Origin of the sequence: Paenibacillus glycinis (assembly GCF_009909185.1) — a bacterium.
In the GTDB taxonomy this organism is placed as follows: domain Bacteria; phylum Bacillota; class Bacilli; order Paenibacillales; family Paenibacillaceae; genus Paenibacillus_Z; species Paenibacillus_Z glycinis.
On the sequence record NZ_JAAAMV010000001.1, the window covers coordinates 515,053 to 529,596 of the forward strand.

General features: G+C 58.2%; 18 protein-coding genes and 1 tRNA gene. 10 read left to right on the forward strand and 9 right to left on the reverse strand.

All coding sequences use genetic code 11. From position 1 onward, the window contains the following. Positions 1-7 precede the first annotated feature (7 nt). The 6 genes from GT019_RS02450 (at position 8) to GT019_RS02475 (ending at position 5,220) form a co-directional block, all read left to right on the forward strand. A complete protein-coding gene (locus GT019_RS02450) occupies positions 8-1,228 on the forward strand; it encodes a Ger(x)C family spore germination protein (protein WP_161740816.1) in 1,221 nt (406 codons plus the stop codon). A 13-nt stretch (positions 1,229-1,241) separates the two neighbouring features. Further along, positions 1,242-1,487 carry a hypothetical protein gene (locus tag GT019_RS02455; protein WP_161740818.1) on the forward strand — a complete coding sequence of 82 codons (246 nt, stop codon included), beginning with the start codon at positions 1,242-1,244 and terminating at the stop codon, positions 1,485-1,487. A gap of 5 nt (positions 1,488-1,492) precedes the next feature. After that, on the forward strand, positions 1,493-2,608 hold the full coding sequence (locus GT019_RS02460) for a GerAB/ArcD/ProY family transporter (RefSeq protein WP_161740820.1): 1,116 nt from the start codon (positions 1,493-1,495) through the stop codon (positions 2,606-2,608). A gap of 111 nt (positions 2,609-2,719) precedes the next feature. Continuing rightward, positions 2,720-3,469, forward strand: a complete 750-nt coding sequence (locus tag GT019_RS02465) for an ABC transporter ATP-binding protein (protein ID WP_161740823.1) — start codon at positions 2,720-2,722, stop codon at positions 3,467-3,469. Next, the gene (locus GT019_RS02470; protein WP_161740825.1) at positions 3,466-4,488 is read left to right on the forward strand and encodes an ABC transporter permease; all 1,023 of its coding nucleotides are present in this window, start codon (positions 3,466-3,468) and stop codon (positions 4,486-4,488) included. The genes GT019_RS02465 and GT019_RS02470 overlap by 4 nt, the downstream gene beginning before the upstream one ends. A gap of 66 nt (positions 4,489-4,554) precedes the next feature. Next, positions 4,555-5,220: a TetR/AcrR family transcriptional regulator gene (locus tag GT019_RS02475; protein ID WP_161740827.1), complete on the forward strand. Its 666-nt coding sequence runs from the start codon at positions 4,555-4,557 to the stop codon at positions 5,218-5,220. Between the two features lie 80 nt (positions 5,221-5,300). Here GT019_RS02475 and GT019_RS02480 read toward each other — a convergent pair whose 3' ends face one another. After that, complete coding sequence (locus GT019_RS02480; RefSeq protein ID WP_161740829.1) at positions 5,301-6,494, reverse strand: MFS transporter; 1,194 nt, start codon at positions 6,492-6,494, stop codon at positions 5,301-5,303. A gap of 19 nt (positions 6,495-6,513) precedes the next feature. Then, entirely contained in the window at positions 6,514-7,764 is a 1,251-nt protein-coding gene (locus GT019_RS02485; RefSeq protein WP_161740831.1) for an MFS transporter, read from the reverse strand. A 143-nt stretch (positions 7,765-7,907) separates the two neighbouring features. On the opposite strand from GT019_RS02485, the gene GT019_RS02490 reads away from it, so the two are divergent. After that, positions 7,908-9,374: an aminotransferase class I/II-fold pyridoxal phosphate-dependent enzyme gene (locus tag GT019_RS02490; protein ID WP_161740833.1), complete on the forward strand. Its 1,467-nt coding sequence runs from the start codon at positions 7,908-7,910 to the stop codon at positions 9,372-9,374. A 118-nt stretch (positions 9,375-9,492) separates the two neighbouring features. Next, positions 9,493-9,912, forward strand: a complete 420-nt coding sequence (locus tag GT019_RS02495) for a DUF1885 family protein (protein ID WP_161741481.1) — start codon at positions 9,493-9,495, stop codon at positions 9,910-9,912. A 68-nt stretch (positions 9,913-9,980) separates the two neighbouring features. Here GT019_RS02495 and GT019_RS02500 read toward each other — a convergent pair whose 3' ends face one another. The 3 genes from GT019_RS02500 to GT019_RS02510 all read right to left on the reverse strand — a co-directional run bounded on the left by GT019_RS02500 (position 9,981) and on the right by GT019_RS02510 (position 11,336). Next, positions 9,981-10,283: a DUF1292 domain-containing protein gene (locus GT019_RS02500; RefSeq protein ID WP_161740835.1), complete on the reverse strand. Its 303-nt coding sequence runs from the start codon at positions 10,281-10,283 to the stop codon at positions 9,981-9,983. A 110-nt stretch (positions 10,284-10,393) separates the two neighbouring features. Next, positions 10,394-10,963 (reverse strand): stalk domain-containing protein, encoded by a 570-nt coding sequence (locus GT019_RS02505; RefSeq protein ID WP_161740837.1) that lies wholly within the window; start codon positions 10,961-10,963, stop codon positions 10,394-10,396. Between the two features lie 157 nt (positions 10,964-11,120). Then, entirely contained in the window at positions 11,121-11,336 is a 216-nt protein-coding gene (locus GT019_RS02510; protein WP_161740839.1) for a hypothetical protein, read from the reverse strand. A gap of 172 nt (positions 11,337-11,508) precedes the next feature. On the opposite strand from GT019_RS02510, the gene GT019_RS02515 reads away from it, so the two are divergent. Further along, positions 11,509-12,225: an MBL fold metallo-hydrolase gene (locus GT019_RS02515; protein WP_161741482.1), complete on the forward strand. Its 717-nt coding sequence runs from the start codon at positions 11,509-11,511 to the stop codon at positions 12,223-12,225. Positions 12,226-12,312: 87 nt separating this feature from the next. Here the strand turns inward: GT019_RS02515 and GT019_RS02520 are convergent, their stop codons facing one another. From GT019_RS02520 to GT019_RS02530, 3 genes are all read right to left on the reverse strand, one after another. Further along, positions 12,313-12,579, reverse strand: coding sequence for a DUF3892 domain-containing protein (locus tag GT019_RS02520; protein WP_161740841.1), 267 nt, complete (start codon positions 12,577-12,579; stop codon positions 12,313-12,315). A 115-nt stretch (positions 12,580-12,694) separates the two neighbouring features. After that, entirely contained in the window at positions 12,695-12,952 is a 258-nt protein-coding gene (locus GT019_RS02525) for a hypothetical protein (protein ID WP_161740843.1), read from the reverse strand. 82 nt (positions 12,953-13,034) lie between these two features. After that, complete coding sequence (locus GT019_RS02530) at positions 13,035-13,199, reverse strand: hypothetical protein (protein WP_328803892.1); 165 nt, start codon at positions 13,197-13,199, stop codon at positions 13,035-13,037. A gap of 145 nt (positions 13,200-13,344) precedes the next feature. Between GT019_RS02530 and GT019_RS02535 the strand changes: the two genes are divergently transcribed. After that, positions 13,345-13,420 (forward strand) — tRNA-Val (locus tag GT019_RS02535). A gap of 122 nt (positions 13,421-13,542) precedes the next feature. Here the strand turns inward: GT019_RS02535 and GT019_RS02540 are convergent. Continuing rightward, positions 13,543-14,466, reverse strand: a complete 924-nt coding sequence (locus GT019_RS02540) for a C40 family peptidase (RefSeq protein ID WP_161740846.1) — start codon at positions 14,464-14,466, stop codon at positions 13,543-13,545. Positions 14,467-14,544 lie beyond the last annotated feature (78 nt).

A 14,544-nucleotide genomic window follows, 5' to 3' on the forward strand; every position in this document is an offset into this window, starting at 1 on the left:
GGTACTCATGCGAACGAAGCGCATTCGGCTTTCCGCCGTGGCGGTACTGCTGCTGCTGTGCGGCTTCGCCGTCTCCGGCTGCGGGGACAGGGCGGAGCTGCCCGACAAAGGGTTCGTCATGGGCATCGGCATCGACGATGCCGGAGGCGGCCAAGTCATGGTCACGTTCCAGATCTACAAGCCGTCCCAGACGATCGCCTCCAAGGGCAAAACCGGGCAGCCGTACGTGAACATCCGCACGAAGGACGCCTCCGTCATGGAGGCGATCCGGGACATTACGATTCATCTCGGGCGCAAAGCGCAGTTCAGCCATACGCGCGTCATACTGATCAGCGAGAAGATCGCCCGCAGGGTTCCCGTGCCGCAGCTGCTGGATCTCTTCTATCGCGACAACGAACCGCGGCTTACCATATCTCTCATGGTGACGCGAGGCAGGGCTTCGGACTATTTCGATACCAAGCCGTTCATCGAAAATACGATCAGCCAGCAATATTACTTGAGCGAAAGGTCCGAAAACGAATACAGCGGCAAGACGCTCGGCACGAATCTGCTTCAGCTGGCCCTGCAGCTTCGCAGCGAATCGGAGGTCGGCGCGATCCCGTACCTTGCGCTTAGCCCCAAGGACATCGGCGGCGAACCCGGCGTGGCGGGCGTGACGATCATCAAGGACGGACTCGTCGCGGACCGTTTCAACGGCCAGGAAACCGAAGGGCTCCTGATGCTCTTGAACCGCTACAGCAACGGCGTCGTCGAAATCCCGTGCTCGGCGGCCGAAAATTCCGAGAGCAGCGAGAACGAATCAGGGGAAGCGCCGACGGCGCCGCTCGACGAATCCGCCGAGATGCTGCGGTTCAAAGCCCAGCGGCGAATGGAACTGAGCGAATCGGGCGCTCGCGTCACCTATCGCGTGCATGCGGTCGTGGCGACGCTCGAGCTGTCCTGCACGACGCTCGGCAACGAAAAGCAGGAAAACGACTACGAGGATAAGATTTCCGCGGCGATCAAACAGCGGATGCAGCAGTCTTTGGCGCATTTGAAACGCGATGAAGCCGACCTGCTCGGGATCGGAAACGACATCTACAGGCGCGATCCGAAGCGCTGGCGGCAATGGAAGAAGGATTGGCCGGAGCGGTTCGCCAGGCTCGATGTCGATATCGAAGTCGATACCGAGGTGCTGACGCACGGCACGAACGCCGGGAATACGCTGCTGAAGCCAAATCAAGATTAACGGAAGTGAGACCATGTTCGTAGCGCTCGTGACGGTCAGCCTCGTCTGCATGCTGGCGGTCGATTACAAAGACGGTGTCCGCGAAGGCCCGCGGCCGACGCGCGTGAAACTGATTTACGGACTGCTGCTCCTCTTTTGCCTGTACCATATGGTGCATGCGGAGGGTTGGGTTCACTTGAAGACCTATTACGACGCCGCGAACGCGCTGTTCGGACCGATGTCGGACGCGCTGTTCAAATGGTTCAAAGCGAAAGGATGAGAACGTTGGAAATCAAAATCACGGCAAACCAGGCGGCGCTGCTGATGTTCGTTTTTTTGACCAGCTCCTCCATCATCAACATTCCGAGCCCGATGATCCAATTCGCGGGCAATGCCGCCTGGATCAGCATCTTGGTCACCGCGGGGTTGGGGATGTTGACCATCCTCCCCGTCATTCTGCTCGCCAAGCGCCATCCCGGCCAAAATTTCATCCAATACAGCCGCGGCGCCGTCGGCACGCCGGTCACCGTCGTTTTCGGGCTGATGCTCCTGTTTTACCAGATTCACATGGGCGCCGCGATCGTCCTCGATATCGCGCTGTTTCTGAACAGCTCCATGATGCGCAATACGTCCGCGTGCTGGTTCGTCGTATTATCGTTTCTCGTCGCCGCGCTTTCCGTCCGCACCGGGATGGACAAAATGGCGGGCCTGTTCCCGCTGCTGATGAGCACGGTCATGCTGTTCGCGGTCTTGATCACGCTCTTGTCCGTCAATAATTACGCGTTCGGCAACCTGCTGCCCGTGTTTCCGGACGGGCTGAAGCCGATGCTGCACGGCATGTACTTTTCTTACGGATTCCCCTATTGCGAGCTGGTCCTGTTCTCGATGATTCTCTGCTACGTGCCGAACTTCGCGAAGAAGTTCGAGTTCAAGGCGCTGATGGCGGTGCTCGTCAACGCCATCTCGTTGGCGGGCACGACGGTCGTCACCATTTTGGTATTCGGTCCCATCGCCGGCGACCGCAAATATTCGCTCTTCGAGGTGGCCCGCTCCGTCAACCTCATCGACGTCTTCTCGCGGCTCGAGGCGCTGATCGGCTACTCCCTCATTCTGGCCTCGTTCATGAAAACGACGATCGTGCTGTTCACCGCCCATCAGACCTGCATTCATCTGCTCAAGCTCAAGAAAGACCGCATGCTGATCTTCCCGCTCGCGGCGTTCATGGCTTCCGTGTCCTTCGCGGCCTTGACACGGGGCGAGGCGAAATGGACCTACGAAGTAACGGCGATCCATCCGATGTGGGGCTTCGCCTGCGCGGTCCTGCCGTTCATGATCGTCTTCGCCGTCGACTTGATGCGCGGAACGAAGACAGCGCAGACGACTCCCGAAGCCCCTTCCTAAAAATTTCTTCATTTTCATCGCGAATGAGTGATTACTCACTTCACTTTTGGGTGCTGCTCGCATAGAATAAATGTGAGTAATCACTCATTACGGTGAAAGGTGTGATGATCCATGTCCCCCATCCAAGCTTCCTCTGCCGTTCCGGTCATCGACGTCCGCGGCGTCACCCGGCGCTTCGGCAGCCGAACGGTGCTGGACGGCGTCACTCTCCTGGTCGAGCGGGGCGAGCTGTTCGGTCTGCTCGGCCCGTCGGGCTCGGGCAAGACGACGCTGATCAAGCTGATGACCGGCATTGACCGAGCCGACGAAGGCACTGTCCGCATGCTCGGCGAACCGATGCCGAAGCTTGCCATGCTGCAGCGCTTCGGCTACATGGCGCAGTCCGACGCGCTGTACGGCGAGCTGACCGCCAAGGAGAATTTGACGTTCTTCGGCGCGCTGTACGGCTTGAAGGGCGAACGGATGAATAAGCGCATGCAAGCCGCCATGGCGATCGTCGATTTGGAAGCGCATCTGAACAAAGCCGTATCCGCCTATTCCGGCGGCATGAAGCGGCGGCTGTCGCTGGCGATCGCGCTGCTCCACGAGCCGGAGCTGCTCGTGCTGGATGAGCCGACCGTCGGGATCGATCCCGTGCTGCGGCAGTCCATTTGGCGGGAGCTCGGCGACATGCGCAAGCGCGGCACCACGATCGTCCTGACGACGCATGTCATGGACGAAGCGGAGAAATGCGACCGGCTCGGGCTGATCCGCGACGGCAAGCTGACCGCGACGGGATCGCCCGAGGAGATCAAGCGCCAAAGCGGCAGCGCGTCGATCGAAGACGCGTTCATCGCGCTCGGGGGAGGTGCACGCGCATGAGAATCCGCGCGCTGGCCCTTCGCATCATTCGCCAATTCGTCCGGGACAAACGGACGCTGGCGCTCTTGTTCCTTGCCCCGCTTCTTATTCTCGGACTCATGAAGCTCGTATTCAACGGCAATGCAATCGAACCGGATATCGGGCTCGTGCAGGCTCCGTCCGCGGCGGTCGGCGAACGCTTGGAGAAAGCCGGGGCGCATGTCTCCGCCTATCCGGAAGCCATAGCCGCCGAGGGAGCGCTGCGGGACCGCGAACTGGATGCGTACCTCGCGTTCGCGGACGGCCAACCCTCCGTTACGCTCGAAGGCAGCGATCCTTCCATGAACCAATCGGTGCTGCTGCTGCTGCAGCGCGTGCTGAGCGAGAGCGCGCAAGCCGTCCAGCCCCGCATCTCGTATTTGCACGGCAGCGAGGACATGGCTTCCTTCGACTCCTTCGGTCCGGTCTTGATCGGCTTCTTCTCGTTCTTCTTCGTCTTCATGCTGGCCGGCGTCTCCTTCCTGCGGGAAAGAACCGGCGGCACGCTCGAACGGCTGCTCGCCACCCCGATCCGCAGATCCGAGATCGTGCTCGGCTATCTGCTCGGCTTCGGCCTGTTCACGCTGCTTCAAGCCGCCTTGATCGCCTGGTTCTCGATCGACGTGCTCGGGCTCTACATGGACGGCTCCATCTGGTACGTCCTCCTCATGAACCTGCTGCTGTCGCTCACGGCGCTGACGCTGGGTACGCTGCTCTCCTCCTTCGCGAGCAACGAGTTTCAGATCATCCAATTCATTCCGCTCGTGATCGTGCCGCAGGTGTTCTTCTCGGGGCTGTTCAACCTCGACGCCATGACGCCGTGGCTGCAGTATCTGAGCCGCATCATGCCGCTCTATTACGGCGCGGACGCGATGCGGGACATCATGATCCGCGGCGAAGGCTGGTCCGGCATCAGCACCGACGTCTATGTGCTCGCCGGCTTCTCCGCCGTATTCGCCCTGCTCAACGTGATCGCCCTCAAGAAGCACCGCGCCATTTAAAACGGCCGGCGGCTATGCTAGGATAGAGTCTATCGAAAGTCGAAGCGTACCAAGGGAGTTGGCGTCATGAACGACACGAAGGAAGCATGGATCGAGGAACTGCTGAAGGGAGACGGCGCCGGCGGGAAAATGACGGAGAAGCAGTCGCGAATCGTCGAGTCGGCCATCGAGGTCTTCGCCGAGAAAGGCTACGCCGCTTCCTCCACCAGCGAGATCGCCCAGCGGGCGGGCGTGGCGGAGGGGACGATCTTTCGCCATTACAAGACGAAGAAGGATCTGCTGCTTGCCATCGTGGCGCCCGCGATGACGAAGCTGATCGCGCCGTTCGTGCTGCGCGGCTTCAATAAAGTGCTCGATTCGGAGTACGACAGCTACGACCAAGTGCTGCGCGCCATGATCGAGAATCGGATCGAGTTCCTGCAGAAGAACCGGAATATCCTGAAGATCCTGCTGCAGGAAATTCCGTTCCACCCCGAGATGCAGGAGCGCTTTCAGCGGGACGTGCTCGGCATCGTCCTCGAGCGGCTGCAGCGCATCGTGGCCAAGTTCCAAGGACAAGGACGAATGGCGGAGCTGCCCTCGTCGACCGTCGTGCGGCTCAGCATCTCGGCGATCATGGGCTACATTGCCGTGCGGACGGTTTACGGCGAACGGGAGGATGCGGTCTGGGACGACGAGCGGGAACGCGAGGAGACGATCCGATTCGTCATGCGCGGACTGGGTTTGGCCTGAACGACGACAAAAAGAAGCTTCGCGCGGCGCGCGAAGCTTCTTTTATTTGCCAGCCTACTTCCAGAGACTGCTTGCATTCGCTAGACCGAAGCCGACGGCTCCACCGCGCCGTGCTTGCGGTCCAAGCTGCGGAAGCGGAACAAGAACAGGAGCGCGGCAATCGACAGCAGGCCTCCCGCCACATAAGGCAGCGTGATATGCACATGAAACAATGCGGCGCCGACGAGCGGCCCGACGATCCGGCCCAGGCTGTCCATCGACGAGCTAAGGCCCGACGCGACGCCCTGCCCCACCGTCGTCTTCTGCGTAATGAGCGAGGTCACGCACGGGCGAATCAGCGCGTTGCCGATGCCGAAGATCGCCAGATAAATCGTCGCCGACGCCAGCGTATGCGCGCTCACCAGCAGCAGGAAGCCGGCGGCGGATATGACCAGGCCTGCCGCGATGTACATCGGCTCCTGCCCTTTGCGGATTCTTCTGCGCACGACGCCGCCCTGGATGAGGGCGCCGACCAGACCGCAGATCAGGAACATGAAGCCGACCTGCAGCGGCGTCACGTCGAAGCGCTGCAAGCCGAACAGCTGAAGCGTCGCTTCCAGCCCGGCGAGCGACAGCGACACGAACAGCGCCAGCACGTACAGATATTTCAACGAGCCCGTGAAGGCGCTCCATCTGGACGGTCTGCGCTCCTGCGCCGTTTGCCGCATCTCCGGCGTGATCGATTCCGGCAGCTTCGTCACGGCGATGAAGAACGTGACGAGCGCCAGCGCGGCCGCCGCGAAGAACGGCGTGTTGCCCGAGACGAGACTGAGCAGGCCGCCGAAGCCGGGACCGATCGTGAATCCGAGTCCGATGGACATGCCGACGAGGCCCATGCCCTTGGTCCGCTGATCCGGCGGCGTGATGTCCGCCACGTACGCGACGATCACGGACGTCACGGCGCCCGAGAATAATCCGCCGAGCAGCCGCGAAGCGTACATGATCGGCAAGCTGCCGTCCGCGATGCCGAACACGAGGAAGCTCGCCGCGAAGCCGAGCACGCCGATCAAGATGACCGGACGTCGTCCGATCCGGTCCGATAAGCCGCCCCAAAGCGGCGAAATGATAAAGGCTACGAGCGAATACAGGGACAGCATCATCCCCGTGTGGAATTCCACGGCTTCCGGGCTTGCTTCCTTAATAAGCTCCGGCAGGACCGGAATTATAATTCCGAAACCGATAAAAGTCGTCATCAGCATGACCATTACGATGCCTAAACGTTTGTCTTTGTTCATCTTGTTCCCTCCACTCCAATCATCGTACCACATCTGTCCGATGCCTGGTTATGAACAAATGAAGAACAAACAAGACGAGCAGCACGGCTCCGCTGACGAGAAAAGGCGAGTGCGGCCCCAGCTTGTCCCACAGTTTGCCGGAGGAGATGCTGCCGAATACCATGCCGAGTCCCTCGATCGTCAGGAAGAAACCCCATACGGCGCCGCGTTCCGATTTCGGAATCGCCTGCGCGATCAGCGCGTTCCATGCCGGGATGATGCAGGCGTAGCCGATGCCGACGAACGCCACGATCAGGAGCACGAGCGGCAGCGAACGCGAATAACCGAGCGCGGTCAGCGAGACGGCCGCGACGATGAAGCCGACATGCAGAAACCACCGGGTGCCGAAGCGGTCCACCCATTTGCCGACCGGGATCAACCCGAGCACCGTCACGGCGCCTCCCGCCACCAAGTACATGCTGTACTGCTGCGGAGTCAGATGCAGCACCGTGCGCGCGTATTGCGTCAGCACCGGCGTCAGCAGGCCCAGCGCGAAATTCTGGGTGAACATCGCCGGATAGAGCAGCTTGCTCGCGTGAAGCGAAGCGCCGACTCTGGCAAAATAACGCCGCACGCGAACTGTCCAAGGCAGATGCGCATGTTCCGAGACATGCGGAACTTCGCGGTTCTCGAGCGCCATCGACTGCTTCCTGTTCGGAAGGAACAGCGCCACCAGCACGACGAACAGCATCATGCCGATCAGGATGCGGAATCCGGGCGCGTAGGTATGGGCGATGAAGAAATTGATGACGATCGGCCCGCACCCGACGCCGGTCAGCCAAGCCATGTAGACGACGCTCATGATCGTGCCGCTGGAATCGTTGCCCGCCACGGTCGTGGCCCCGCTGATCACGCAGGGCCACAGCGGAGAAGTGCCGACGCCGAGCAGCAAGCAGGCCGCCACGATCCAGCCGAAGCCGCTCGTAAAGCTGATGATCAGCACGGACGCGCTGGTGAACAAGACGCCGAACAGCATCACGTAGCGGTAGCCGAAACGATCGATGATCCAGCCGAGCGGCGAGCGGAACGCGTTATCCCCGATATATTGAAGCGCGAGCGCCCAGCCTACCGCGTAAGCGGTCAGGTTCAATTCCTGTCTCATATAGACAGGAAGAATAGAAACGAGCAGCGCGCCTTTGACGAATTCGACGAAATACATGATGACGAGCAGCTGGACCACGAACGGCGAAGTCAGCACTTTTTTCCCCGCCCAGCTCTTTGCGATTTCCATTTCGGTTCCCCTTTCATGCCTATTTCAGGCCAAGCCTTCGTTCCTCTAGTCTCAACAAAAATGCCGCTTGCAATCCCCCCTGTTTTTGCTATACTCAACTTTGTTTGTAACAATCCAAGATGAAAGGCTGGGATGAAGAAGCAATGGATCATACCCGGACCCCGCTGTTCACCGCCCTGACGGAGCATGCGGCAAAAGACCCCGTTCAATTTCATATCCCCGGACACAAGAAGGGGATGGGCAGCGACCCCGAATTTCGCGCGTTTATCGGCGACAACGCCCTGTCGATCGATCTCATTAATATAGCGCCGCTCGATGATTTGCATCAACCGACCGGCGTCATCGAAGAAGCCCAAAAATTGGCAGCCGACGCGTTCGGAGCTGATTATACCTTTTTTTCCGTGCAAGGAACAAGCGGCGCCATCATGACGATGATTCTGAGCGTCTGTTCGCCCGGCGACAAAATCATCGTCCCGCGCAACGTGCACAAATCCATCATGTCCGCCATCATCTTCGCCGGCGCCCGACCGATCTTCATCTCGCCGGCGCGCGATTCCAACCTGGGGATCGATCACGGCATCACCACTCGTTCCGTGCAGCGGGCGCTCGACCGCCATCACGACGCGAAGGCCGTACTCGTTATTAACCCGACCTACTACGGCATATGCGCGGACCTGAAAGAAATCGTCGATCTCGTGCACAGCTACGATATTCCCGTGCTGGTGGACGAAGCGCACGGCGTGCTGATTCATTTCCACGAGAAGCTCCCGATGTCCGCCATGCAGGCCGGCGCCGACATGGCGGCGACGAGCGTGCACAAGCTGGGCGGCTCCATGACGCAGAGCTCGGTCCTGAACGTTCGCAGCGAACGGATCAACCAGAAACGCGTCCAGACGATCATCAGCATGCTGACGACGACTTCGACGTCGTACATCCTATTGGCTTCGCTCGACACGTCCCGCCGGAACTTGGCGATGAACGGCCATGACATCGCGGAGCGGGCGATCGATCTCGCCAAGTATGCGCGTTCCGAGATCAACAACATGTTGGGCCTCTACTGCATCGGCGAAGAGATTCTCGGCACGGAAGCGACCTACGACTACGATCCGACCAAGCTGACGATACACGTGCGGCATCTCGGCATCACCGGTTACGAGACCGAGAACTGGCTGCGGGAGCATTACAATATCGAAGTCGAGCTCAGCGACATGTACAATATTCTGGCGCTCGTGACGCCGGGCGATACGGAGGATTCCGTCGGCAAGCTGCTCGTCGCCCTGCGCGACTTGGCCGCGCAGCATCAAGTGAACGAAGCCAACGAGCTCGTCGTCAAGATTCCGGAGATCCCGCATCTCTCGCTCACGCCGCGCGACGCGTTCTACGCCGCCACCGAGGTGGTGCCCTTCAAGGAATCCGCCGGCCGGATCATCGCGGAGTTCATCTACGTGTACCCGCCGGGCATTCCGATTCTGCTGCCGGGCGAGGTTATCTCGCAGACCAACATCGATTACATCGTCGACCACGTCGAAGTCGGGTTGCCGGTCAAAGGTCCTGAAGACCGCAGCATCCAGTTCGTCAAAGTCATCGTGGAAGAAGAAGCCATCTCCTGATCCCGCCGTCCCCGGCGCTTGCCTGTTTCCAGGCGAGTGCCGGGGATTTTTTCGCTTCGTTTCCGGTTATTGTCAATCGATTTTCGGAATGCTATGATGTTGGTGGGGGTGGACGATGATGAGTCAAAGCGCTTACATTAAATTCGTTCCAGGGTCCGCGGTCGAAGCACTCAGCCTTGCGGAGGTGAAGGACCGGCTAAGCCGTTACAAGGAACAAACGGCGCTGACCGGTCAGCAATTGGACTGGAATTACGTGGAGGCCGCCTTCCCGTACACGGTGGAGACGAAGCCGGGCGAAGAAGACCGCTGGTTCTATCTGAAAGGAACGACGCCGCAGTACAACTACATCCTGTTCGGCATCGGCTCGGAAGCGAACGGGGATGCCAGCGTATCCCATGTCCAGGTCGTTCTCCCGGATGCCGCCACGCACGGCGACAAATCGAAAGCCAACGAACTGTGCAAATATATGGCCAAGCAGCTGAAAGCCGAGCTGAAGATGTTCAATGGCCGAACCATCTACTATAACCCGCGCAAATAACATGCCTTCCTCCGCGAATCAAAAAAACTCCGCTGCCTGCCGGGCATCGGAGTTTTTGTTTGTGGTTGTTATTGGCCTTCGTTTTCGCGTTTTGCGATTTCTTCGTAAATCGCCGTGACGCGTTCCCATTCGGCATCGTCTTCGATCCCGACGAGGAATGCTTCGCCGTCTTCTTCCTCAATGCGGAAAATGACGCCGTCGGATTCCGGATCGTTGCGATCCAGCAGGACGGAGTACACCTGCTCTTCGGATTCGAACGTAAATACCATCACCATCTCGCGTTCATTGCCTTCCTCGTCCGTGACAAGGAATACGTGCTCTTCGTGGTCATGATCGTGATCGCAGTTCTCGTCATGCACGTGATCGCTCATTGTATACCCTCATTTCCATTCATAGATACTTTTCCTACGTATAGTATCATGGAACATGCTTCGGGTCAAACGAAAACGCCCCTGCCGATCCGGCAGGAACGCGAACGTTTTTACGGCGCTTTGGCCGTGATCGTCTTCTGCGAAACCAAGCTCCAATCGTCTCCGGCAGACACTTTCATATAGAAGTTAATCGTATATTTGCCGGCCGTATCGAAGGAATAGGCGTAATCGTCGGTGCGGTACCAGAAATTATCCTTGTCGACCGTCACGTTCTTCGATTGAATGATCTGTTCGTTGCCGCCCGGGTCGACGATCGTCACTTTAACAGCCGATATATTGGTCATGAGATTATCGATTTGGGCAAATACTTTGAACGTAATCTTGTTGCCTTTGACGACATTTCCGAAGATCGTCGTATCCTGGAAAAGGAACATATGCACGTTCGGTTTGTAGATCGATACCTTCTTCGTGCCCTCGTCCCACAACACCAGGGACTGCAGCGTACTCGCGACTTGGCGAACCGATAGATAGGTTTTGCCGTCCGTGAAAATACCCGCGTCATCCAATTCGCTGCCGTTGACGATGACCCGGACGCGCTGCGACGCCGAATCCGCGAAGAGCATCGTCCCGCCCCACAAGGACATGACCAGCGACGCAATCAGAAGCTTTCTGAACTTCATGGTAGTAGACCTCCGTCCGTTAGTCTGGATGTATGGTTATACTCCCCAAGTCGTCCAAAGTTGCGCCAATACAAAAAGTTTTTTCCTCCCGGCAAGCGTGTCGCATGATGTCGAAAACTGCGCTTGCCCGGGAAATGCTAAACCCGAACTGGCAAAACTACACGTACGTTCGCGTCAAGATGCACGGCACGCCTTTGCCGACCGCGCCCGGCTGCTGCATGCTCTCGTAGTACCGCATTCCTCTGGCGCACGGCGTCTTGCATACCGCGCACGTATCCGACAGCACTAATTTGAGCACGGCCTGCTTGCGTTCCGAAGCCGACTTTTGCTTTTTGACCGTTTTTCCTTTGCTCGGCGCTTTTCCTGGAGCCATGTTATCCGCACCTGCCCTCTATGATCCGTTCATTGCTATCGTATGACGGACCCGGGCAAGCGTGCCTGGCCGATGCGTATCCCGCCGAAATAGTTTTTCTTTCCATTTGGGGGCGGAGATGATAAATTGAAAATTATTGCAAACGGAGGAGGAAGTCCCGTTGGATATTCAAATGCTCGGAACGGGCAGCGCATTCGCCAAAACGTATTTAAATACGAATGCGCTCCTATATGCGAATCAACAGACGCTGCTGCTGGATTGCGGCGTTACGGCCTCTCAGTCCTTGTACCGCCTGGGCAAACCGATCGAGGAGATCGACGCCGTGCTGATCAGCCATATTCATGCCGACCATGTCGGAGGCATGGAGGAGCTTGCCTTTCAGATGAAGTTCGTCTACGGACGCAAACCTCTGCTGTTCATTCCGGAGCCGCTTGCGAAGCCGCTGTGGGAATCCTCGCTCAAAGGCGGACTGCTGCAGGACGAGTGCGCGTCGCTGGACGATTATTTCGACGTGCGGCTCATCCAGCCCGGCACGAGAACCGAGCTGCTTCCCGGCCTTGCCGTCGAACCGATTCAAACCGCGCATATTCCGGGAAAGAACAGCTATTCCTACCTCATCAACGATACGTTCTTCTATTCCGCCGATCTCGTCTTCAACCCGGAGCTGCTTCGGGGGCTTGTCGAAGAGCGCGGCTGCACGACGATCTTCCACGATTGCCAGTTGAAGCCGCCGGGCGTCGTCCATACGACCTTGGAGGAGCTGATGTCGCTTCCGGCGTCGATCCAGGAGCGGATCTGGCTGATGCATTACGATGACACGAAGCCACAGTTCGAAGGAAAAACCGGCGTCATGCGGTTCGTCGAACAGCACGAACGGTATCGTTTCTAGCGAACGGCAGTTTCTTGACCCTAACGACAAAAAGCCCGCTCAGCGGGCTTTTTCGCATGAAACGGCAGCTTGCCTGCTCGGCACGACTTAATAGGTCGGCAGCTGATCCAGGTTGTTCGTCGGGTCGCCATCCGCATCGCCGCGGATGTACGTCTCGCCGTCTCTGCCTTTGAACGCGTTGACGCCTTCGATCGTGCCGTCCTTCACGGCCGACAAGGCTTCTTCATAGTTCAATTCGCGACCGGTCGAGGTTTTGAAGGACATCAAATCTCCGTCGCCGTTCTTGCGCGCTGCCACGAACGTCTCTCTGCCGGCTCCCGCCGCATCGTCATTCGGGTCATACAAACGTACCATCGGAATTCCTCCTTCATCATTTGGATGCCCATGTAGGATTTCACATCGACCGGGCGCTTATGCATGCGGGGATGCTAAAAAGCCCGGCATGCGTTAGGCAGCCGGACGGAGTGCGTTAATTCGTATTCAGCAGGGGAGGCTTCTCCTGCTCTGCGGCAGGCTCTCCCGGCATTCTCGGCACGAGCTCATGCGTCGCGCCCGGCGGTTCGTAGACGTCGCCGAACACGGACTGATCCTGCGGCTGCGGATAAACCGCCTTTGTCACGCTGTCGAACAACGGCGCATTCGGGCCGGATACCGTGACGGCCGGATCGGACTGCGCGCAGCCCGCGCAAAACAACAAAAGCATGATCGCGCTCAATCGTGTTTTCATGGTTACCACTCCCGATTATGGAAAAACTATCTTGGGAATAGTATACCCGCCGGAACGGAAATCAAACGCGGGGCCGCCCCGCCTACCGCTTCCCTCCCGCTTCCGGAGGCAGTTTACGCTTCCAAACGTATTGCTCGTCATAACTCGTGGAATCTTGAATGACCATTTTTGCCACATACACGCATACCGTGCCGACAATGCCAAACAGCCCGATCAGCCATACCGCCAAATAGGCAGCTTCCTCCACTAGACAACCCGCCTCTCCAGAAATCAAAGCTTGAGTACACCATATGCGGGTATACGAACATTTAGAATCTTTTTTTGTGAATAATGGTTGACTTCGTTGTGCTCGTTTGATATATTATTACTTGTCACTGAAACGAAGTACATATGATCTGGTAGCTCAGCTGGGAGAGCACTATCTTGACAGGGTAGGGGTCACAGGTTCGAACCCTGTCCAGATCACCATTATTCAACTGACGAAATCCTTAAGTAATTAAGGGTTTTTTTATTTGTCTGCACTATTTAAAGAGGCCCGTGCGATGTCGCACGGGCCTTCGTCTTACTATTAAGCACGAGACACGGGTCGCTTACAGCACCCTTCGCGCCCACATGAAGCGTTTATCCCAGTCCCCTTCCAAGGCGGTTATCGTGACCCCGGGATTGCCGTAGGTCTGAATGATCTTATTGCCGCCCAGATACAGCCCTACATTGCCGACGGCATCGTTGCTTCCGAATCTGCCGGGCGTATAGAAGAACACGAGGTCGCCCGGCATAAGGTTATTGCGGGACACGTTGGCCCCGACCGTCGATTGGGACTTTGCCGTCCGCGGAAGCGCAACGCCGACATGGCCGAATACATACTGCATGAATGAAGAGCTGTCGAATGCATGGCTTTGCGCGTACGGCTCGGCATTGAAGGCGTACGGCGTGCTCAGCAGCGTCTTCGCGAATGCGATCGCCTCCCTCGCCTTTCCGTTATCGGAATCGACCGACTCGGCTCGCATGGTATTGCCGCGGATATCCATCGTCGTGTTCTTCGTCGGTTCTCCGCCCGGTCTAGGCGATACGACGATCGTGTTGCTGGCCTTGTCCCATCTCACCGGCGTCTGCAGCAGCTGCGAGAGCGAACCGACTTCAAGATAAAGCGTATGCCCGACCATGCGAGGCGCTTCGCGCAGCTGCACGACGTCGTCGCCGATTTTGGCGCTTGCGGAGTTCATGGACAACGTGTACAACGGGTCGCCGAAGCCCATTGCAGCCGTGCGGCTCTTCGGGTTGACCGCATACCGGTAGTTCAACAGCGCCGCCGCCCGATCGGCGGGAATCCACAGTCGGCCGTTTTGCTTCAGGCCGTCCGCTTCGAATACCCTCGCATCGCCTTGCGTGCGGAGATGAACGACATTGCCGGCGTTCGCGGCTTTCGATCCGACCGCGTCGTCTTTGCCCGCACATGCGGTCACGCATGAGGACAATAAGAGGGCGGCAATCAAGATCAGCATATATCTTTTCATAGGGTACGGATCCTCCCGTTCGTGCTCGCATAGGTATGGATCGTTCTTCCATACGGAACTATAGTATGGCCGGGCAAC